Source organism: Spirosoma aerolatum (genome assembly GCF_002056795.1).
Classification (GTDB): domain Bacteria; phylum Bacteroidota; class Bacteroidia; order Cytophagales; family Spirosomataceae; genus Spirosoma; species Spirosoma aerolatum.
The window spans coordinates 7,850,831-7,872,726 of sequence record NZ_CP020104.1; the positions used below are offsets into that span (position 1 = coordinate 7,850,831).

Genomic DNA, 21,896 nt, shown 5'->3' on the forward strand with positions numbered 1-21,896 from the left:
TACTGGGCAACAGGTTGCTTAACTTGTTGCCCATTTTTTGTGTCGTCGGAGTAAATGGTTCTTTCGGCGTACACGTTTCACTTAACGAACCACAACACAATGAGCCAAAAAATTCGCATTAAGCTGAAGTCGTTCGACCACATGCTGGTTGACAAGTCGGCAGAAAAGATCGTGAAAGCGGTTAAATCGACGGGTGCTGTTGTTAGCGGCCCCATCCCTCTGCCAACCAACAAAGAAATCTATACGGTGCTTCGGTCGCCCCACGTTAACAAAAAGGCCCGTGAGCAATTCCAGCTTTGCACCTACAAACGGTTAGTTGACATCTACAGCAGCAGCGCTAAAACAGTTGATGCCCTGATGAAACTCGAACTCCCTAGCGGTGTTGACGTAGAAATCAAAGTCTAACGAATTTCAGAAAAAGGCTTACTGCCGCTCGTACGAACTGATTAGGTTTCGTATGAGCGGCATTTTTTATTTGTTAACGTATCCCCAGCCACTCGTTGAGCGACGAGGGCTCATCAATAAAAACATAATCAAGAAACTTAATCGCTGCTCACTATTTATCCGAATTATAACACCAATCTGCCTGTTATTTTTGTATCTTGTAAGAATACAGTGAACAACAGAACAGGAAGATTTTACTCGTTATGGTAAACGTCATACAGCTACTGCCCGACTCGATCGCCAACCAGATTGCGGCTGGCGAAGTTGTGCAGCGACCCGCTTCGGTGGTTAAAGAGCTGCTCGAAAACTCAGTCGATGCCAAAGCGAAATCTGTACAGGTAATTATCCGGGAGGCAGGCCGAAACCTGATTCAGATTGTAGACGATGGGGTTGGTATGACTGAAACGGACGCCCGAATGAGTTTTGAACGCCATGCCACATCTAAAATCCGCTCGTCGGACGATCTGTTCCGCATTCGGACAATGGGCTTCCGGGGCGAAGCGCTGGCTTCCATTGCAGCTGTTGCGCAGATAGAAATGCGGACGCGCCGGGCGGAAGATGAATTAGGAACCCTCATTCGGATTGAAGGATCGGACATTAAGGCACAAGAGCCGATCACTTGCCTACCCGGCACTAACCTGCTCATAAAAAATTTATTCTTTAACGTACCCGCCCGGCGTAATTTCCTTAAGTCGAACTCTGTGGAAATGCGTCATATTATCGACGAGTTTCAGCATGTGGCGCTGGCCAATCCCGAAGTAGCTTTTTCTCTTTTTCATAACGATCAGGAAATTTATAACCTGCCTGCCGGAAAGCTGAGCCGCCGAATTGTGGATATGTTTGGCAAGAGCTACCGGGAGCAATTGAACTCCTGTGAGGAAAAAACGCCTTACGTAACCGTTCATGGCTACATCGGCAAGCCTGAATCCGCTAAAAAAGCGCGCAATGAGCAGTTTTTCTTTGTCAACAATCGATATATAAAGCACAACTATCTCCACCATGCCGTTATGGGTGCTTACGAAGGTACGCTGCCCGAAGGGAGTCACCCTTTCTATGTCTTGTTTATCGAGATCGACCCATCCCATATCGACATCAATATCCATCCGACCAAAACAGAAATTAAATTCGATGATGAACGATCGGTCTATGCAATTATGATGGCTGCAGTCCGAAAAGCCGTAGGCCTGTACAATCTGGCTCCGTCGCTCGATTTTGATTCTGATGTCAACTTCCTGGCTGGTGTTACCACAAATCCAGCGAAGCAGTCTGGTAAATCGGACCTTGAAGCGCCTGCTCCTGTCTCAAAAGCCAGTTCATCTGAGCCTATGGCCCCTCGGCCTATCAGTCCATCCTGGGCAGCGGGAAACAGCCAGCCCGTCAAAGAACGAAGTTTGCGACGCGATGATTCGCTGGATTCAGCCGCTGGCAGTAGTTTCAATCTGTCGCCAAAGCCTCCTATCCGCCCGTCGGTCAACAACTGGCAGACGTTATATGAGGGAGTCGCCGACTCAGAACAAACAACCCGTCCAGCCAACACATCGGGAGACTGGTTAGGCCCGGCACGCACTACAGGCTCGGCAGTCGATCAGCCACCCACCGAATCTGAACCCATCACGCTCGGCAGTCGAGCCAATCAACTACAGGTAAGCCTAACGTCTAAGGAAAAAGATAGCCCTGTATTGATCGAAGATGAAAATATTGTTCAACTGCAAAATCGTTACCTTTTAGCCCCTATCAAGTCAGGATTAATGCTAATTGATCAACGCAGAGCCTATGAACGAATTCTGTACGACCAGTTTCATACGGCTCTGACCAAACAAAACGGGTCATCTCAACAGTTATTATTTCCAAAGACGATTACGCTAACTCCCGTTGATTTTCAATTGGCAATCGACCTGAAACAAGACCTGACAAACCTGGGTTTTGAATTTGACGAGCTAGGCGCCAATACGTTCGTGATTCGGGGCATACCAGCCTTAACCATGGGCGAGAATGAAGAAGAGCTGTTTGCTAATTTGCTGGCACAACTTCGGGCCGACACAGGTCGTTTAAAGTTAGACAAGGTGGAATCCATGGCAAGGTCGCTGGCCCGACGGTCGGCGATACACCGTGCAACGCGCCTGAGTGCAACCGAATGTCGCGCTTTAGTAAACCAATTATTTGCCTCAACAAACCCAAGTTACACTCCTACGGGCGAACCAATAACGGTTGTGCTTACGTTGGATAAAATTGCTGGCCTCTTGCGCTGATTATTAAGTTAATCAGTATAAATTAGTTGATATAAAATGTTTAATCTTACTCCCGTAGTTCGTGCTCTGTTAATATTAAACGTATTGGTCTTTCTAGTGACGAATGATGCCATTATTGAACAGTTTGGCCTCCATTCGTTTCTTTCAGACCAATTCAATCCAATTCAGTTGCTGACACATATGTTTTTGCATAGTGGCTTTGGGCATATTTTCAGCAACATGCTTTGGTTATTTTTTTTCGGGCCGATGCTGGAGCATTTCTGGGGACCACGCCGTTTTACGTTCTTTTACTTTTTTTGCGGTCTGGGCTCGGCATTGCTTTTTTCCGGTGTAAACTATTTTGAGATGCACGACGTATATATGTCAGTAGAGGCATATCGGGCAGCTCCTGGTTTTGAGAGTTTTTCGGCTTTTGTTGATCAGCATGCGATTTCCTATTACGATCAGCTAGAGCCATTTATTGAGAAATTTAAAAGTTTTCCTAACGATAGTAAACTTCTTCAGATGAGCGTATCATACGTGAATCAGATTTTTACGAGTCAGGTTGACGAGCCCATGGTGGGCGCTTCTGGTGCAGTTTTCGGCGTATTGATGGGTGTCGGTCTATTATTTCCAAACACTCAGCTTTTTTTATTGTTTCCACCTATACCGGTCAAAGTAAAGTACATCGTTATATTTTCCGGGGCGATGGAATTATATTCAGGTATCTATCAGTCGCAGGCCGACAACGTTGCTCACTTCGCTCACATTGGCGGTATGCTGTTTGCATTTATTCTGGTAAAATACTGGGCCTCCCAGCGCAAAACATTTTATTAGTGATGAGCGGGTTATTCGACGACTTTCGAACCGAATTCAATAAGCCCAACAATACGTTGGTGCAATTGATCTTGATTAACACGGTGGTGTTTCTGGTACTTCTGCTGGCCAGAGTGGGCCTACAGATTGCTGGCCATTTTGACGTTTATGGCTTAATCCGGGATCAACTTACGATGCCAGGCCAGGTCAACGCCTTTCTGCATAAACCCTGGACTCTATTTACCTACTTTTTTACCCATGAGGATATTTTCCATGTTCTTTACAACATGCTGTTCTTATACTGGTTTGGTCGGTTGATTGACGAATACCTTGGCAATCGGCGGCTAATCGGTTTATACATTATGGGGGGGCTGGCAGGCGGACTACTATTTCTGGCGATGTTCAACCTGGTGCCTTACTTCCAGGACCGGGCAGGTCTCCCACTTCTTGGCGCATCAGCTGCTGCTTTTTCGGTAGCGGTTGGCGCTGCTACATTATTACCAAATTATACGTTTCATCTATTGTTTTTTGGCCCGGTCCGCATTAAATACATTGTTTTCTTCTTCATTGTTCTATCGATAGCTCAGTCAGCTGGTGAAAATGCAGGAGGTAACCTGGCTCATTTAGGCGGAGCGATGATGGGCTTTGTGTACGTTAAACTGCTGCAAAATGGTACTGACCTGGGCCGTCCTATTTATTGGGTTGCCGATGGCTGGAGTAATCTGTTCAAGCCCAAACCAGCCGTTAAGGTATCCTATCGGCAACGTAGCAGCGCCAGCGCCCAGACGAGTTCATACATGTCGTCGGGAAGTTCATCCTCAAGCATGTCGGTACCGGATCAGGATGAAGTCGATATGATTCTGGATAAAATTTCACGATCTGGCTATGAAAGTTTAACTCGGGAAGAAAAGCAAAAACTCTTCCGCGCCAGCCAACGGAATTAGTATTTATCAACGCTGTTTCGGCACCCTGTTTATACCCAATCCTTTCTTCCTAAAATCTAAGCCTCTGCTGTCTCCGTATATATCCAGAGATACAGAGGCTTAGATTTTTTATAGTTATCAAAAAAATGTGTTAGTTTCGTTGTCAGAATACAGTTAGCAATTCTCTAAAGAACATTCTATTCTGTATAAGTGTTGTGTAAGACAGACGTTTATCTGCTACTATCATGTTGATTACCCCTGGCAGTCTTCTGGCCACTATCAATACTCCCGACGATCTTCGTAAACTCGATAAATCTCGCTTACCTCAGGTTGCCGACGAACTCCGCCAGTTTATTATCGATGATGTTTCTGTTTATGGAGGCCACTTTGGCGCTAGCCTGGGGGTAGTAGAACTTACAGTAGCGCTTCATTACGTATTCAATACACCCGATGATCAATTGGTGTGGGATGTAGGTCATCAGGCGTATGGACATAAAATTCTGACTGGTCGACGGGATGTATTCCATACCAACCGGTTTTACAAAGGCATTTCCGGGTTTCCTAAACGGAAAGAAAGCCCTTACGACTCATTTGGCGTAGGCCACTCCTCAACGTCTATCTCCGCTGCTTTAGGTATGGCTGTGGCTTCACAGCTTCAGGGCAATACGCAACGGAATCATATTGCAGTTATTGGGGATGGGGCCATGACAGCGGGAGAAGCCTTCGAAGGCATGAATCATGCTGGGGCTACCGATAGTAACCTACTCATTGTGCTGAACGATAACTGCATGAGTATAGACCCCAACGTGGGTGCTCTGCGCGAATACCTGACCGATATTACCACCTCACAAACCTATAACAAGGTTAAAGATGAGATCTGGAATCTGCTGGGCAAGATGGATAAGCTCGGCAAAACGGCTCAGGAATTGGTTTCGCAGGTTCAGTCGGGAATCAAAAGTTCATTACTGGAACAGAGTAACCTCTTCGAGTCGTTACACCTGCGCTATTTCGGGCCTATCGACGGGCATGATATTGATCATCTGGTCAGCGTTTTAAGCGATTTAAAACAAATTCCAGGGCCTAAACTGCTACATATCCTGACCGTAAAAGGCAAAGGTTATGGCCCGGCCGAAAAAGATCAGACGAAATGGCATGCGCCCGGCTTGTTCGATAAGGTAACGGGAGTTATTCAGAAGAAAGTTTACGATACACCCCAGCCGCCAAAATACCAGGATGTTTTCGGCCATACATTGGTTGAACTCGCCGAGCAAAACCCGCGCATTGTAGGCGTAACTCCGGCTATGCCGTCGGGTTCGTCGATGAACATTATGATGAAGGCAATGCCTAAGCGTGCCTTCGATGTAGGGATTGCCGAACAGCATGCCGTAACCTTCTCGGCCGGTATGGCAACCCAGGGCGAAGTAGTGTTCTGCAACATCTACTCAACCTTCATGCAGCGGGCTTACGATCAGGTGATCCATGATGTTTGTATTCAGGAATTACCCGTTGTTTTCTGTCTGGACCGGGCTGGCTTTGCCGGTGCCGATGGCCCTACCCATCATGGTGCTTACGACTTAGCGTATATGCGTTGCGTACCGAACATGATCATTGCAGCTCCAATGAATGAACAGGAGTTGCGCAACATGATGTATACAGCCCAATCGGATGAAGTCCAGCAGGGTAAACGCGCCTTTACGATTCGCTACCCTCGGGGCGAAGGCGTTATGCCTAACTGGCGAACGCCCCTTGAAAAACAGGTAATCGGCAAAGGCCGCATGATTTCTGATGGTGAAGAGGTAGCTATTCTCACCCTTGGTCATATTGGTAATTATGCGGTTCAGGCCTCACAACTGTTGGCAAAAGAAGGTATCCGGCCTGCTCACTTCGACATGCGCTACGTAAAACCGCTTGACGAGGAGTTGCTTCACCAAATTTTTAGCCGTTTCGACCGCGTCCTGACGGTTGAAGATGGGTGCTTGATGGGTGGTTTCGGCAGTGCTGTGCTCGAATTCATGGCCAACAACGATTATTCGGCCCGTGTCAAACGGCTCGGAATTCCCGATGAGGTTATCGAACACGGCGAGCAAATTGAGCTTCATCGCGAATGCGGTTTCGATCCGGAAGGTATTGCTAAAGCGGTTCGCGAATTACTTTTTACAGGCCGTATAGTAGCGGTCTAGTTTTAAAAGAGCGAAATCGGACCGCCGAAGTGGAGTGAATGAGTGACAGAGCGAAACCTCTCCGGCAGCACTAATCGTCCGGTAGGTGATTCACTCTTTCACTCATTCACTCCACTTCGGCGATCCGATTTCGCTCTTTATAGGTCCAATATGAAAATTTTCAAATTTGGCGGAGCGTCGGTTAAAGATGCAGCCGGGGTTCGCAATCTAGCCGAAATCGTAAAGACACAGGCAGCCGATGTAGTTGTTGTGGTATCGGCGATGGGTAAAACAACAAATGCACTCGAAACCATCGTTCGGTCTTATGTTAATCACAATAACCAAACCCTCCAAGTGGCACTGGAAACAGTTTCTGAGTATCATCAGCACATTATGGATGAACTTGGCGGCAGTTTTCCGGCCGCTAATCAGACACTAGCCGACCTAAAGTCGATGGTAACCCAGCCACCTGCTGGTATCTACGACGAGATTTACGACCAAATCGTTTCGCTGGGTGAAATTATATCGACCCAAATCGTGGCTGCGTATGTGCAGCAGCGTATTCATACGGCCCGCTGGTTCGATGCTCGTCAACTAGTGCGTACCGATAATACATACCGCGAAGGCCAGGTCGACTGGGCGAAAACCGGGCAGTTGATCGAACAGGCGATCGGTCATACAGGGGTCAACATCACGCAGGGGTTTGTTGGCCAATCGGCTGATGGGCGTACTACGACACTTGGCCGTGACGGATCTGACTACTCAGCCGCCATTTTTGCCTATTGTCTGAATGCTGAAAGCGTAACTATCTGGAAAGATGTACCTGGCGTATTGAATGCCGACCCCAGGTGGTTCGATGAAACCGTTCTGCTGGAAAAGTTGACGTATCAGGATGCTATTGAGCTGGCGTATTATGGTGCTACGGTTATCCATCCAAAAACGATCAAGCCGCTACAAAACAAAGGGATTCCGCTGTACGTACGCTCGTTTCTGGAACCTTCGGCGCCAGGAACGGTGATTGGTAATTTTAAACAATCCCTCTCAACTCCGTCCTTCATCTTTAAAGTCAATCAGGTTCTGATTTCGCTTCACCCGAACGATTTCTCATTTATTGCCGAAGATAACCTAAGCCGGATCTTTGGGCGATTTGCCCAGGCAGGTGTCAAAATCAACCTAATGCAGAATACAGCCATTAGCTTTTCAGTCGTGATCGATAACAACCCCGATCGCGTTCCGGCGTTACTGGAACAGTTAAAACAGGATTTTCGGGTCAATTACAACGATGGCCTCGAACTGATCACCATCCGATACTACGACCAGCGCACGATTGATCGGGTATTGCTCAATAAAAAATTACTTCTGGAGCAGAAAAGCCGTTACACTGCTCAGTTAGTTGTTCGGGATTTGGGATAAACTACCCCGTTGTAGATTCTGAGGTCGATCACTTCCTTGAAATTGATTACCAGCTTTGATATTGAGCGCGTTCAGACCGCAAAGAATCCTTCCTGTTTACTATCTTTGACATCAGGGAAACCACGTCTGCTTATGTATTTCGGCTATTTCAACGGCACTATTGCCCCTACCGACCAGCTTGCCGTCGGTGTTACTGATCTAAGTTTGTTACGTGGCTACGGCCTGTTCGATTATTTCCTGACGTACAATGGACGTCCGTTTCAATGGGATTGGTATTGGGAACGCTTTCAGAACTCAGCCACCCGGATGCATCTGCCGTTGCCGTTGGGCAAAGAAGAAACCTACAGCATTCTGATGAAGCTGGTCGAGCGAAGTGGTGGACAGGATGTAGCATTCCGATTTGTGATGACTGGAGGCTATTCGACCGACAGCATTACCATCGATAGGCCCAATTTGCTCATCCTGACCGAACCCATTCATCCCGTACCGCCCATTCAGTATGAACAGGGTATAAAAGTCATTCTGGATGAATATGTCCGGGAAATGGCTGAAGTAAAAAGCACCGACTATAAACGGGTTATCTTGATGGCGCAGGCCATTAAATCGGCTGGCGCATCGGATCTGCTTTACCAGAAAGGCGGCCAGATTAGCGAACTCAGCCGAAGTAATTTCTTTCTGGTTAAAGGCGACCGCCTGATTACACCCAATCAGCATATTCTGCACGGCATTACCCGGCGAACCATTATCCAGCTTGCTCAAACCGATTTTCGGGTCGAAGAGCGGCCTTTGCTCCTCTCTGAACTCTATGATGCCGACGAAGCCTTTACCACCAGTTCGACCAAAAAAGTGCTGCCTATTGTGCAAATCGGTGATCTGACCATTGGCGATGGCCACGTCGGCCCGAAGTCGAAATTCCTGCTAGATCGATTCAACGATCTGATTAAGAGTTGGTAAGAGTGAGTTTGCGTACTGGCTGATAATTCCCTTAGTGATCGCTGCCTCTTCTCCAATCCGACCCAGGCACGATAAACCGGTGTAGTTTAAAATAAATGTTTCGGTGGCTGGAACCGTAGGGCCATTGAACAGAATACCCAACAGGTGAAGGCCTCGGCGCTGGCAGGCTTCAACTGATAAAAGTGTATGATTGATGCTGCCCAGATAGTTTCGGGATACGAGTATCACAGGCAAGCCCAATTCTTCGACCAGGTCGATATTCAGCGTCCGGTCATTGAGTGGCACCATCAAACCACCAGCCAGTTCCACAACCAGATTGTTTGCCGTTTGAGGTAATTGAATATGATCCAGGTCAATGGTTACGCCATCTAGTTCGGCGGCTGCGTGTGGGGATAACGGCTGGGTAAGTCGGTATGCTTCTGGATGGAATACCGATTGGCTGTTCGATATCAATCGACGTACCGTATTCGTATCTGAATCTTCCAGAGCACCTGATTGTACAGGTTTCCAATAATCGGCCTGTAAAGCCTCGACCAGTACGGCCGAAGCGACCGTTTTACCAATTTCGGTGCCAATACCGGCCACAATGCATTGAAAAGGCATAGACTAATTTGAATTTTTAAGCGATAATGCGCTCTGTAAAATGGTAATAAGCAGGTCTATTTCATCCGTCGTGTTAAACGCATGCAGACATAATCGCAATCGCTCCTGTCCTACCGGAACCGTCGGACTAAGAATCGCACGTACATCCAACCCTACTTGTTGTGCTTCGCTGGCTACCTTCCGAGCCTGATCGTTACCTGGAACCAGCAAACACTGAATAGGTGACGGGCTATCTGTCCAGCTACTACCCGACAAGCGTTCACTAACTTGCTGACGGAAATAATCAAGGCGCTCATAGAGATGAGCCCTAGCCTGACTATCCGTCTGTAGCTGCTCATGAGCACAATGAATAGCCAGCAGGCTATGGGGCGGCAAAGCAGTTGTGTAGACAAACGAACGGGCAAAGTTGATCAGATAGTCACGCAGGATGGTCGGGCCAACAATAGCAGCCCCATGTACGCCCAACGCTTTGCCGAAAGTATGAACACGAGCCAGAACTCGCTCCTGCAAGCCTAAAGCGACTACCAGCCCTTCGCCGTTGGGGCCATACACGCCGGTAGCATGCGCTTCATCGACCAGCAAGCCAGCACCGTATTCGTCACATAAATCCACCAGCTTTTCCAGCGGAGCCATATCACCATCCATTGAATAAACCGACTCCACACCAACGAAAATTTGTCCGTCCTGCCTGTTCTGGGTAGCCTGTTTTAGCTTTTCTTCCAGATCGACCAGATCATTATGCCGGAAGCGATGGCGCGTAGCATAGCTAAGCCGCGCTCCGTCGATCATACTGGCATGGATCAGTTCATCAGTCAGCAAAGTATCACCCACTTTGGGTAAACAAGCTAACAAACCGAGGTTTGCATCGTAGCCGGAGTTAAAAATCAGCGCGGATTCTGTCCGATAAAATGTAGCCAGGTTATGCTCCAGTTCATCGGCCAAGGCCGTTTGACCAGCCAGCAACCGGGAACCCGTGGCCCCAGTTAACGCAGATGAGTGGTTCGTGTATGCCTGCTGGATAGCCTTTTTAAGCGCAAACGACCGGGCAAATCCCAGGTAATCATTCGAGCAAAAGTCAACAAGACTACCAGCTATTTTAAGTTGCCGCAGTAAGCCACTTTGCTGATACGTAGTTAATCGGCTGGCTAGTATCTGGACAATCGAGGATGTCAACGTGAGCATAGCCACAAAGGTAAAACGCCCTTCGGAAAGGTTAGTCACTGCCTAGCCTTTACCTGTAAAAAAGTGAGTAACATAAAAGTTATCCACATATTGACTGTGGATAACTTTATGAGTAATTTCAAAAAATGACGAATTGACCAAACTGGCAGCAAAACTTATCCACAACCGTTTATAAGCCAGCAAGCTTATCCTTCAATCGATAAGACTAATTTGCCAAACTGTTTACCACTATCCATCTTATCCATTGCCTGTTGCGCGTCGGCCAGTGGTACAATCTCATCCACAATCGGCACGAGTTTCTTCTCATTCACCAGGGCTATCATATCGGCAAATTCGCGTTCTGTTCCCATCGTTGTTCCGAAAATTGACAACTGTTTAAAGAATACTTTTGGCGGAATAATATCAGTTATGTTACCCGTCGTTCCACCGAAAAAGGCAATCCGCCCGCCGGGAGCCGCTACATCGATCAGTTTGGCAAAGGCGGAGCCGCCAGCACTGTCGATAATGACATCGAAAAATCCACGTCGTCCTCCACCGGTTTGTGCCATAAGGGCTTTGTGCCAATCAGGTTGTCGGTAGTTGATACCACCAGCTATACCCATAGTTTGTACGCTGGCCAGCTTTTCATCGGAACCAGATGTTACCCAAACCTCAGCACCAAGCGCGACGGCAAACTGCATGGCGGCCAACGCGGCTCCTCCCCCAATACCCGTCACCAGTACTTTTTCCGGTATACTAGCCGGATGAGTATGCAAGCCCGCCCGCGTCATAAGTGCCCTCCAGGCGGTCAGGCCGGTCAGTGGAAGCGCAGCCGCCTGTTCAAACGACAGATGGTCAGGCTTATGGTGAATGTATCGGGCATCGACGACAATATACTCAGCAAAGGTTCCATTTTCCGGCATACCCAGAATCCGAAAGTCATCGCCATAAAACAGAGGATTGTCACCCCAATGCATAGCGGGATTGATAACAACCGACTGCCCCCGCCAAACCTTGTCGACCTCTTCGCCAACGTCTTCCACCACACCAGCGCCATCAGAACCCAGAATCACCGGTAACTTTATGCCTGGATATAAGGCCTGTTGAATAAATACATCGCGGTGATTTAAAGCAGCGGCTTTGAGCTTAATCAACACCTGCCCTTGGCCTGCAACCGGCGTAGGCGTATCAATTAACTGAACGGGCTGGTGCGTTTCGGCAAGGAGAATGGCTTTCATAGGCTTATTCGATTTGAAGTTGTGATGTACTCATTGAGCGTTTACTTTTGCCTGATAGATCTAGTCATTCATGGCCATTAGATAGCCATTCATTGTTAAACTTAATGGCTATCAATGTCAATAAATGATGCAGTAACTACCAAAGACAATTTTCTGTACGATGCTAACCTATCGCGTAGCAACGGCCGACGATGCCGAGCCCATTGCTCAACTACATAGCCTCAGTTGGCAGCAAAACTACAGAGGTATTCTGTCGGACAGCTTTCTGGACGGCCCCGTTCTAGATAACAGACGGTCCGTTTGGCAGTCGCGTTTAAACCAACCAACACCTGACCAGTACATTATTGTTGCCGAAGATAACGCAAAAATTTGCGGCCTTGCCTGTGCCTACGCCAACGACAACCCTGTTTTGGGAACCCTGCTCGACAACCTGCATGTTCATCGCAATTGGCAGGGTAAAGGTATAGGGGCTGGGCTTATGCAAAAAGCGGCACGCTGGGTACAGCAGTACGCCCCCAGGTCCGGCCTTTATTTATGGGTATTGGCCAATAACACCAACGCGCAAAAATTTTACGACCGCATGGGTGGAGTCAATTATGAAAAAGTTTCCCTTCTTAATCCAGACGGCAACTACGCAGATTGCTTTCGGTATGTTTGGACTGATCTAAGCAACTTAGTATGATTTTAGTATGATTCGATTTTTCAATGAGGATGTGCCCTACAAACTTCCTCACAAACAGGCCGTTCGACAATGGCTGAAACAGCAGACCGAACGGGAAGGCTATACCGTTGGCGAGCTGAATTATATTTTCTGTTCGGACGAGTACGTACTCCAGGTAAATCGAGACTACCTTCAACACGACTACTATACCGACATCATCACCTTCGATCAGAGTGAGGAAGAAGGCAAACTGGCGGGCGATATTTACATCAGCGTCGAGCGGGTAGTAGATAATGCTGCTCAGTTGGGCGTTCCGGCTGAGCAGGAGATGCTGCGTGTGCTGGCTCATGGATTGCTGCATCTCTGCGGGTATCTCGACAAAGGGGTAGAGGCAGAGGCTCAAATGCGGCAGAAAGAGGAAGAATGGCTCCGACAGTACAACAACGCCTGACCTATGCGGCTACTTACCTGCCTACTGCTATTGCTAACGCTAACGGTGAAGGCGCAGAAACGCATGGTCATTACCATCGATGATCTGCCGACAGTATCGGCCTTCTATAAGACACAGCAGGCAAAACAGCAACTAACTCAAAAACTGCTTGCGCACGTTACATATGCCCATGTACCCGCTATTGGGTTTGTTATTAGCGGTTTATTACAATCTACCAGTAAGCTCGATACGGCTCAGCTTGCGCTTCTTCAACGATGGCTGGAGGCCGGTCTGGAGCTAGGCAATCATACGTTTGCCCATAAGGATTACAACCTGATTCCGTTCAGCGAATCAAAAGCCGATGTGATTCAGGGAGAGTCGATTGTAAAAAGCTTTGTTGAAAAGCAGAGAAAGCCGTTTCGCTATTTTCGTCATCCATACCTCCGAAAAGGGGATACGCCAGCCAAAAAAGACTCCCTGGAGAACTTTCTCCGGCAACGCGGCTACCGCGAAGCACCCGTCACAATCGACAACTCCGACTGGCTGTACGCGCGAGCTTATGACAATGCGCTAGGGATGAACGATGCAGCCCTGATAGCTCAGGTAGGCCAGAGCTACGTTTCCTATATGCTCGATTGTATTACCTATTATGAAGCGCAAAGCCAGGCTTTATTCAATCGGCCAATCCCCCAGATACTGCTCATTCATGCCAATTCCATCAATGCTGATTTTCTGGGCAGGCTACTTAGTGAACTCAAAAATCGGGGGTATTCTTTTATCACGCTCGATGAAGCCCTGAAAGACAACGCCTATCTATCTACAGATACCTACACGGGCAAAGGAGGAATTTCCTGGCTGCATCGTTGGGCGCTTACGCAAGGCAAAAAAGGCGAGTTTTTCAAGGGAGAGCCGGAAGTTCCGGCAACTATCGACGAGCTGGCTAATCGGAAATGATATACTACGCTACCCGGCTGTTAGTCCACCATCCAACTGAATAGCCTGCCCGGTAAAAAACTCATTTTCGTCTGAACAAAGCCACAGGATAGCCTGGGCGATTTCTTCAGGCTCGCCAAGCCGACCAATCGGAATTCGCCTGCGCATTTTTTCTTCCATATCGGGAGCGGCCCGAAAAAGCTCATCGACCATAGCTGAATGGGTATAAACCGGGCAAACAGCATTGATGCGGATATGTTGCCGGGCGTATTCCAGCGCAGCCGTTTTGGTCAGCCCGATTACGGCATGTTTGGAGGCACTGTATGGCGCCCCCATTGGCATACCACGTACACCAGCAATACTCGATACATTCACGATTTTGCCCCCCGCTGGCCGACCGACCTCCCGTTGCTTCAGCATCTGTCGAATCTGAGCCTGCATACCATAAAAGACCCCGCCTACATTAACGGCCATCATCTGGTCAAAATCTTCCTGCGTGTGGTCCAGTAATCGGCCATATTTCCCACCAATACCTGCATTGTTTATCCCAATATCCAATCGGCCATAATGCACAACCGTTTGCTGTACAGCAGTCTCCAGTTGTTGCCGATCGGCAACATTACAGGGTACAAATAGGGCATTGCCACCCAGTTGCTTAATTTGATCAACCGTTTCCTCGCCACTGGCGTGGTTTATTTCGGCCACAACCACCTGCGCTCCGGCTTTTGAAAAGGCTAAAGCCGTAGCCCGGCCTATGCCAGAACCCGCTCCGGTAATGAATGCAATCTGATCGGTAAAGGATGCCATACTTCTTGACGTATCTCGTATCGGGTTAGCAAAATAGTGCTATTTTGTGCTTTATTTTTTAATCCATGCTATCTGCCGCTAAAAAAATCAGCATTGCTCTATTTGCCGTTTTATTTATCGGGTGGGTAGCCATTATGGAATGGCAAAGCTGGCTGATGGGCGATCCCGCCATCGCGGTAAAATCATCGTTAGGTGGCAAACGCATTGTCCATATTGAGCAGGTTGGCCACCGCTCCGATCATGGAAATCTGCTGGGTGTTCAGCCCTGGATGGAGCCTGCCGATTATCAAAATGGTCTGACATTTCGGCAAAAATTGCAAGGCTATTTAACCACAGCACGGGACAGTGGCCTGCTAATTCCCGGCAAAACGGTTGCTATTTTTCCCGAATATATCGGTACCTGGCTAGTAGCTGCCAACGAGGCAGATCGTGTTTACAAAGCGACAACCATTCAGGAAGGGTTAACGGCTATGACATTGACCCATCCACTTCGTTTCTGGCAGGTATACCGTAACATTCCTGATACAGTTGGGAATAAGACGAACTACGCCCTATTTGCCATGAAAGCCCAGCAAATGGCTCATGACTACCAGCTTACGTTCGATATGCTGGCTGCTCAGTTCAACATAACGATTGTAGCGGGCTCTATTCTGCTTCCTCAACCCACTGTGGAACATGGAAAATTACAGGTTGGAAGTGGGCCGCTTTATAATATATCGGCCGTGTTTCATCCCGATGGGCAAATCGACCCACAGCTTATCCGAAAAGTGTTTCCGATTGCCGATGAACTGCCCTTCGTCTGCCCATCTAAACCTGCCGACATACCCGTTTTTGATTTACCTATCGGTCGTTTAGGCGTACTGGTTTGCGCCGATTCGTGGCATTCAGCAGCTTACAAAACGCTCAGACAGAAAGGGGCTACCTTACTGGCCGTTCCTTCGTATTCGGCAGGTGATGGGATCTGGAAAACAACCTGGCGCGGCTATAGTGGTACATCTACACCCGCCGATGCACAGCCAGCCGTAGGTAAACTAACCGAAGGGCAAGCCTGGCTGACGTATGCAATGGCCGGTAGAGCCAGGCCAGAAGCAGGCATTACGAAAGGGATCAATGTGTTCCTGCGGGGTAAACTCTGGGATTTAGGAACCGACGGCACCACAATTATTCTGCAAGATAACGCGACAGCCAAACTAACGCCCACCGTCAATGGTGCTGCTTTAACATGCTTATGGCTATAAATTATTTTGCACTTTTCTAACAACTTCCCCAAACTATGCACAACAATAGTACTCATTACTAGAAGGTTGACACCAAGCCGGTTTAGGATTTATAATTTTTCTTAAAAATTTATAAATCTCTTCTCAACAAGGCTCCGTAGGTATAGGCATCCTGGTTGACACATGACCGGATTCTATCACCTAACATTATTTACTCAATGGAAAACATTACGAATCGGCCCGAAACGACAACTTCGGAGTCGGCATCCAGCCGTCGGTCGTTTCTGCGAGTAGCGGGGGCAGCAGCCGTAACAGGCGGTCTACTTACAGCGTGCTCCCATGCAGATGACAATTATCTGATTCCTTCTGGTAGCGCCCGTGCTGCTGGCGATACCGTTAAATTACCCACTGGGGATGTTGGTATTCTTGCCTTTGCTTACGTGCTTGAACAACTGGAAGCCGCTTTCTACGAAATGGTACTGGCAAAACCATACCCCAATATGTCGTCGGCTGATCGGCAGCTTTGGACCGATATTCGTGGTCACGAGATTGTTCACCGCGAGCTGTTTAAAGCAGCGCTGGGTGGAGCCGTTCCAACGCTGACTTTCAACTTCAGTGGTATCGACTTCAATGATCGTGCTGCCGTACTGATTGCCGCCGAAACTCTCGAAAAAACAGGAGTCGGTGCCTATAACGGTGCAGGTAAGTACATAAAAGATGGTGGTTATCTGACATTGGCGGGCAAAATCGTTTCGGTCGAAACCCGTCACCATTCCATTCTTCGCGAGCTACAGTATCCTAAATCGGATGCGTTTGCTGGGCCAACGATTGTTACCAGCGATACAGGCTTACACCTGGCTTATGAGCCAACCTATGTGTTACCTATTGCTCAGAAATTTATTCTCGAAACCATCGACGCAAGCGCCTTAGTAAGCAGCCTCGCATAAACCACTTTACTCCATGAACTTACAGAACTTACTCAGTGATATTGAGAAAGTGGATGGCGAAATCTTTGACCGCCTTGCCCACGTCTCACGTCGGGGACTTTTTAGTTCGCTGACCAAAAAAACGATTGCAGCAGCTGCACCAGCCATTATGGCGTCAGCCTTAACCAAAGCTTATGGCCAGTCGAGCGGATTGCCACAGAACGTAAAAGACGTTCTTAACTATGCGCTGACTTTAGAATATCTGGAGTATCGTTTTTACGATACCGCCAACAACCTGTCGATGATTCCGAACGACTACAAAATGGCCTTCGAAGTCATCCGTCGTCACGAGCAGGTACACGTCCGTCTGTTGAAAAACGTGCTGGGAGCTGACGCAATTCCAGAGCCTAAGTTCGACTTCTCAGCCAAAGGAACTTTCACGGATACGTTCAGCAATTTCCAGACCTTTGCAGCTATCGCGCAAACGTTTGAAGATACCGGCGTTCGGGCTTACAAAGGCCAGGCCGCTAACCTGCAGAATGCACCTGCTATTCTTCAGGTAGCATTGCAAATCCACGCAACGGAAGCGGCTCACGCAGCTAACGTACGCTACATCCGAGGCCAGAAAGGCTGGATTACGGGCGGTACAGCTGCTATGCAAGGCTTGCCATCGGTTGTTAACGGCAGCTATGCAGGTGAAGATAATGTTACGCAGGCAGGGGTTAACCTGGTTACAGCGCTAGCAGGTGACAACCGTATAACGCCTGCCATGATCATGGAGGCCTTCGATGAGCCTCTTGACAAAAATACGGTGGTTGGTATTGTAACGCCTTTCTTCGCGTAGAGATAACAAGTAGCCTAAACAAAACGACCCGCCCTAGCCAGGTGGGTCGTTTTGTTTTTAGCTAGTAATCAGTTTTGTGGTAACGCGGGTGGAAACCCGCGCTATTTAGTGTAAAATCGCGGATTTCCACCCGCGTTACCGTTAGAGTTACTCTAATCCAAACGCTGACAACGCTACAAACTGGCTTACCCGTGCCTGAATTTCTTCCTGTGTCAGATTCATTATACGCTCGGTACCAAATTTCTCTACACAGAACGACGCCATTGCCGATCCATAAATGATAGCCCGCTTCATGTTATCGAACGACGCATCGTCAGTTTTAGCAATGTATCCGATAAACCCACCAGCGAAGGTATCACCAGCCCCGGTCGGATCGAACACCTCTTCCAGTGGCAGTGCTGGTGCAAAGAAAATTTTACCCTCCCCAAAGAGTAAAGCGCCATGTTCACCTTTCTTGATAATCACGGTTTTAGGGCCCATGCCCTGAATTTTAGCGGCCGCTTTTACCAGCGAATACTCGTGCGTCAGCATACGGGCTTCTTCATCGTTCAACACCAACACATCAACACGCTTAAGCAGGTTTAGTAAATCGGCATTGGCAATTTCAATCCAGAGATTCATGGTATCCAGCACAATCAGCTTGGGCCGGTTGTGCAGCCTATCGATAACCAGTCCCTGAACAGCTGGCGACGTATTGCCCAGCATTAAATAGTCGCAGTCCTGATACGAGTCGGGAATGATGGGGTTAAAGTCGCCCATTACATTCAACTGTACTTCCACCGTATCGCGGGAGTTCATGTCGTTGTGGTACTTACCCGACCAGAAGAATGTCTTCTCCCCTTCCCGCATTTCGAGTCCTTCGGTGTTAATCCCATGCTGATGCAGGTCATCAATCATGGCCTGTGGAAAATCGTCACCGACAACAGCTACCAGATTATTGGCTTTCACGAAGTAGGAAGCCGAAAGGGTAATGTATGTGGCAGCACCGCCAATAATCTTATCGGTTTTGCCAAAGGGGGTTTCCAGGGCATCAAACGCCACGGAACCAACGGTCAGTAAGCTCATTGTTTATATGTTTTCAGTTTACGATTTTCTGTTTTCAGTCGGGCTCAACCGTCAACTGCTGCGTCAGCTAACCGAAAACCGTAAACTGAAAACTGAAAAATTATTTTTTACGCCCAATTACCGGGCATCGTTTAAATGGTTTGGTTTCGTCGAATAATTTCCGGTAGGTAATGTGGGTTTTGACGATCTTCGAACCGAGCTGGCTCACAAAACGAACCATAATTGGGTTAAAATCGCCTACCCAGTTCATTTCCAACTCGGTATACTGAAAGTTGGGGTTATGATCGGCTTCGTGCGGCATCCGCAGAGCGATAGCCGCTTCAACGCCTTTGCCCTGATGCTCTGGCGCTACGCCAAACACAACGCCGAACGCTTTGTGATTCGTTTTCATAATCATGTGCCACAAAAACTTCAGCTTCCCGATCAGGTCAAGTTTTCCATTTACGTGTTTAAAGACCTGATTGAGTTCGGGCAGGCAAACGAAGAAAGCCACCGGCTCGCCCAGGTAGTAAGCAAAATAGATGATTTTTTCGTCGATAACCGGCTTCAGCTTCGTCATCAGCAACTGAGCCTGCTCGGCCGACATCTCTTTAACGCCACTATGCCCTCCCCAGGCCGCGTTGTAAATATGCCGAAACTGCTCGGCCGCTGCCGGAAGGTCTTTCTTATCGATTGTTCGGAAGGTATAATCTGGATTTTGGTAGATCCGCTGTGCCCGATCTTTCACCGCCTGCGACATATCGACTAGCTTCGACCAGGTGGTTGGGATTCCAAACGTATATTGCTTGAAATAATCCTGAAAACCATACTTTTCGAAGAATGGAATATAATACGGCTTCGTGTACGGCATGCAATAGTTAGGCTCCCGATCAAATCCATCGACTAGCAACCCCCACCAGCGGTCACGGTCGCCAAAATTGATCGGCCCATCCATCGCTTCCATACCCTTGCCTTGCAGCCACACTTTACCAGCATCGAATAGCCTAAAGGCTGCCGACTGGTCATCGATGCATTCGAAAAAGCCGATACCGCCTGTCGGTTGCTCATTATCCAGATTTGCTAGTTCGAAATCCACGAAAGCAGCTATACGTCCGATAGTTTCGCCTTTATCAGAACGAAGCAAATACCGGATGCACTCGCCCCGTTCAAACCGTTTGTTTCGGGCCGGGTCAAATACCTCTTCAACATCGGCATCCAGCGGCCGAATCCAGCAGGGATCATTCCGATAAAGCCGTACGGGAAACTGAATAAACTCTTTCTGGTATTGGGCATTGGCGCCCACCTCAACTACCTGCATTCCTGACTGAAAGGGGTCAAATCGCCCATTAAAAACGCGAATATAACCAAAAGCTTTGGGTAGCCGAGGAGGGTTGCCGTTTTCCGACGAACAATCCGTAACTTCGCCAGCACAAATCATATGCATTCCTGCCATGCAGCGTAAAGGAAACTTCTTTTTACCGGCCCACTGTTGTTGTTGAGCACATCAGCTGCTCATAGTAAGCCATCTGGCCCAAATTCCTTTATTCTGTATTTCTGAAATAGTCGATCTAGCAATGCAACCGCTTCACCTGTACAATACACTTTCGCGTAAAAAAGAACTGTTTGAACCTCTCAATCCGCCTTATGTGGGCATGTACGTCTGCGGTCCAACGGTGTACAACTACGTTCACCTGGGCAACGTGCGTACCTTTCTGACGTTCGATACACTCTACCGCTATCTGACGTTTATCGGCTATAAAGTTCGCTATGTTCGTAACCTGACCGACGTTGGACATCTGGTCGGTGATGGCGATGAGGGCGAAGATAAGATTGGTCGGATGGCAAAGCTCGAAAAGGTAGAACCAATGGAAATTGTGCAACGCTTCACCAACGATTTTCATAACGTGATGGCGCAGTTCAATACTATTTCGCCCAGCATTGAGCCAACCGCGACGGGACATATGGTTGAACAGATCGAGGCTGTTCAATCACTACTGGCGAAAGGACTGGCGTACGAATCGAATGGTTCGGTCTACTTCGATATCGACGCGTACAATCAACGGGGCGGCAACTATGGCAAGCTTTCGGGCCGTATTCTGGACGATCTGCTCAATGAAACCCGCGAACTGGACGGGCAGTCAGAAAAGCGGAGTCCACTGGATTTTGCCATCTGGAAAAATGCGGCTCCCGAACACATCATGCGCTGGAACTCCCCTTGGGGCGAAGGCTTTCCGGGCTGGCATCTCGAGTGCTCGTGCATGAGCATGAAATACCTGGGCAAGCAGTTCGATATTCACGGCGGGGGTATGGATCTGAAATTCCCGCACCACGAATGTGAAATTGCTCAGGGCGACGGTCTCACGGGTATTGACCCCGTTCGATACTGGATGCACTCGAATATGCTGACCGTAAACGGGCAAAAAATGTCGAAGTCATTAGGAAACTCGTTTCTCCCAGCCGAATTATTTGCCGGAAGTCATCCCTTGCTCGACCAGCCCTACAGCCCGATGACAGTCCGGTTCTTTATGCTTCAGTCGCATTATCGAAGCACCCTCGATTTCTCGAACGACGCCCTCAAAGCGGCTCAGAAAGGATACCGTCGACTGGCCAATGGCTTACGAATCGCGAAAACCTTGACCTATCGACCCGCAGGTGATGAATCTATAACCATCAGTGAAGACAAACAGCAGGATATTCGGCAGGCCGTTCAGCAGTTTTACGAAGCCCTGAACGACGACCTTAATACAGCCGTGGGTATTGCCCAACTATTTACGTTGCTCAAGTACATCAATATGCTGTATCTGAATCAGCTCCAGCCAGCCGTATTGGGCGAAGACGTCTTTAATCTGCTAAAAGAATCGTTTGTCTCGTTTATGCAGGATGTACTCGGCCTAACCGAAGAAGGCTCTTACAATCAATCCATTCTGGAAGGATTACTGACGCTATACCGCGAATACAAAGAACAGCGTCAGTACGATAAAGTCGACCAGATTCGCTCGTATTTTAAGGCGCAGGGGTTAGCCATCAAAGACATGAAACACCAGATCGACTGGGCCTATGAAGAGTAAAAGTCCTTTTACGCCATTCACGATACT

The 21,896-nt window shown here is 48.3% G+C and carries 20 protein-coding genes; 14 read left to right on the top strand and 6 right to left on the bottom strand.

The genetic code is table 11. The features are described from left to right. Nucleotides 1-99: 99 nt before the first annotated feature. From rpsJ to B5M13_RS32770, 7 genes are all read left to right on the top strand, one after another. The gene (rpsJ, locus tag B5M13_RS32740) at nt 100-405 is read left to right on the top strand and encodes a 30S ribosomal protein S10 (RefSeq protein WP_020596417.1); all 306 of its coding nucleotides are present in this window, start codon (nt 100-102) and stop codon (nt 403-405) included. Nucleotides 406-647: 242 nt separating this feature from the next. After that, nucleotides 648-2,693 carry a DNA mismatch repair endonuclease MutL gene (gene mutL, locus B5M13_RS32745; protein WP_080059650.1) on the top strand — a complete coding sequence of 682 codons (2,046 nt, stop codon included), beginning with the start codon at nt 648-650 and terminating at the stop codon, nt 2,691-2,693. A 36-nt stretch (nt 2,694-2,729) separates the two neighbouring features. Then, nucleotides 2,730-3,509: a rhomboid family intramembrane serine protease gene (locus B5M13_RS32750; RefSeq protein WP_080059651.1), complete on the top strand. Its 780-nt coding sequence runs from the start codon at nt 2,730-2,732 to the stop codon at nt 3,507-3,509. A 2-nt stretch (nt 3,510-3,511) separates the two neighbouring features. Continuing rightward, nucleotides 3,512-4,432: a rhomboid family intramembrane serine protease gene (locus B5M13_RS32755; protein WP_080059652.1), complete on the top strand. Its 921-nt coding sequence runs from the start codon at nt 3,512-3,514 to the stop codon at nt 4,430-4,432. A gap of 224 nt (nt 4,433-4,656) precedes the next feature. Further along, nucleotides 4,657-6,591, top strand: coding sequence for a 1-deoxy-D-xylulose-5-phosphate synthase (gene dxs, locus B5M13_RS32760; protein WP_080059653.1), 1,935 nt, complete (start codon nt 4,657-4,659; stop codon nt 6,589-6,591). 150 nt (nt 6,592-6,741) lie between these two features. Continuing rightward, nucleotides 6,742-7,983 carry an aspartate kinase gene (locus tag B5M13_RS32765; RefSeq protein ID WP_080059654.1) on the top strand — a complete coding sequence of 414 codons (1,242 nt, stop codon included), beginning with the start codon at nt 6,742-6,744 and terminating at the stop codon, nt 7,981-7,983. A 132-nt stretch (nt 7,984-8,115) separates the two neighbouring features. Next, a complete protein-coding gene (locus tag B5M13_RS32770; RefSeq protein ID WP_080059655.1) occupies nt 8,116-8,937 on the top strand; it encodes an aminotransferase class IV in 822 nt (273 codons plus the stop codon). On the opposite strand, the gene bioD is transcribed toward B5M13_RS32770, so the two are convergent. From bioD to B5M13_RS32785, 3 genes are all read right to left on the bottom strand, one after another. After that, nucleotides 8,902-9,540 carry a dethiobiotin synthase gene (gene bioD, locus B5M13_RS32775; protein ID WP_080059656.1) on the bottom strand — a complete coding sequence of 213 codons (639 nt, stop codon included), beginning with the start codon at nt 9,538-9,540 and terminating at the stop codon, nt 8,902-8,904. The two genes, B5M13_RS32770 and bioD, sit on opposite strands and share 36 nt — an antisense overlap. Before the next feature lie 3 nt (nt 9,541-9,543). Beyond that, nucleotides 9,544-10,722, bottom strand: coding sequence for an aminotransferase class I/II-fold pyridoxal phosphate-dependent enzyme (locus B5M13_RS32780; protein ID WP_080059657.1), 1,179 nt, complete (start codon nt 10,720-10,722; stop codon nt 9,544-9,546). A 185-nt stretch (nt 10,723-10,907) separates the two neighbouring features. Then, complete coding sequence (locus tag B5M13_RS32785) at nt 10,908-11,939, bottom strand: quinone oxidoreductase family protein (RefSeq protein WP_080059658.1); 1,032 nt, start codon at nt 11,937-11,939, stop codon at nt 10,908-10,910. 160 nt (nt 11,940-12,099) lie between these two features. Here B5M13_RS32785 and B5M13_RS32790 point away from each other — a divergent pair, with 160 nt between their 5' ends. The 3 genes from B5M13_RS32790 to B5M13_RS32800 are packed head-to-tail and all read left to right on the top strand — an operon-like array spanning nt 12,100 to nt 13,984. Further along, nucleotides 12,100-12,621, top strand: a complete 522-nt coding sequence (locus B5M13_RS32790; RefSeq protein WP_080059659.1) for a GNAT family N-acetyltransferase — start codon at nt 12,100-12,102, stop codon at nt 12,619-12,621. 7 nt (nt 12,622-12,628) lie between these two features. Continuing rightward, nucleotides 12,629-13,051, top strand: coding sequence for an rRNA maturation RNase YbeY (ybeY, locus tag B5M13_RS32795; RefSeq protein ID WP_080059660.1), 423 nt, complete (start codon nt 12,629-12,631; stop codon nt 13,049-13,051). 3 nt (nt 13,052-13,054) lie between these two features. Further along, on the top strand, nt 13,055-13,984 hold the full coding sequence (locus B5M13_RS32800; RefSeq protein WP_080059661.1) for a polysaccharide deacetylase family protein: 930 nt from the start codon (nt 13,055-13,057) through the stop codon (nt 13,982-13,984). Between the two features lie 9 nt (nt 13,985-13,993). Here the strand turns inward: B5M13_RS32800 and B5M13_RS32805 are convergent, their stop codons facing one another. Then, nucleotides 13,994-14,770, bottom strand: coding sequence for an SDR family NAD(P)-dependent oxidoreductase (locus B5M13_RS32805; RefSeq protein WP_080059662.1), 777 nt, complete (start codon nt 14,768-14,770; stop codon nt 13,994-13,996). A gap of 65 nt (nt 14,771-14,835) precedes the next feature. On the opposite strand from B5M13_RS32805, the gene B5M13_RS32810 reads away from it, so the two are divergent. The 3 genes from B5M13_RS32810 to B5M13_RS32820 all read left to right on the top strand — a co-directional run bounded on the left by B5M13_RS32810 (nt 14,836) and on the right by B5M13_RS32820 (nt 17,757). Continuing rightward, nucleotides 14,836-16,008, top strand: coding sequence for a carbon-nitrogen hydrolase family protein (locus B5M13_RS32810; RefSeq protein WP_080059663.1), 1,173 nt, complete (start codon nt 14,836-14,838; stop codon nt 16,006-16,008). A 197-nt stretch (nt 16,009-16,205) separates the two neighbouring features. Continuing rightward, on the top strand, nt 16,206-16,934 hold the full coding sequence (locus B5M13_RS32815) for a ferritin-like domain-containing protein (protein ID WP_080059664.1): 729 nt from the start codon (nt 16,206-16,208) through the stop codon (nt 16,932-16,934). A 13-nt stretch (nt 16,935-16,947) separates the two neighbouring features. Then, on the top strand, nt 16,948-17,757 hold the full coding sequence (locus B5M13_RS32820; protein WP_080059665.1) for a ferritin-like domain-containing protein: 810 nt from the start codon (nt 16,948-16,950) through the stop codon (nt 17,755-17,757). A 147-nt stretch (nt 17,758-17,904) separates the two neighbouring features. Here B5M13_RS32820 and B5M13_RS32825 read toward each other — a convergent pair whose 3' ends face one another. After that, a complete protein-coding gene (locus B5M13_RS32825) occupies nt 17,905-18,822 on the bottom strand; it encodes a PfkB family carbohydrate kinase (protein WP_080059666.1) in 918 nt (305 codons plus the stop codon). 100 nt (nt 18,823-18,922) lie between these two features. Beyond that, nucleotides 18,923-20,119, bottom strand: coding sequence for a hypothetical protein (locus tag B5M13_RS32830; RefSeq protein WP_080060182.1), 1,197 nt, complete (start codon nt 20,117-20,119; stop codon nt 18,923-18,925). A gap of 256 nt (nt 20,120-20,375) precedes the next feature. On the opposite strand from B5M13_RS32830, the gene cysS reads away from it, so the two are divergent. Beyond that, nucleotides 20,376-21,869: a cysteine--tRNA ligase gene (gene cysS, locus B5M13_RS32835; RefSeq protein ID WP_080059667.1), complete on the top strand. Its 1,494-nt coding sequence runs from the start codon at nt 20,376-20,378 to the stop codon at nt 21,867-21,869. Nucleotides 21,870-21,896 lie beyond the last annotated feature (27 nt).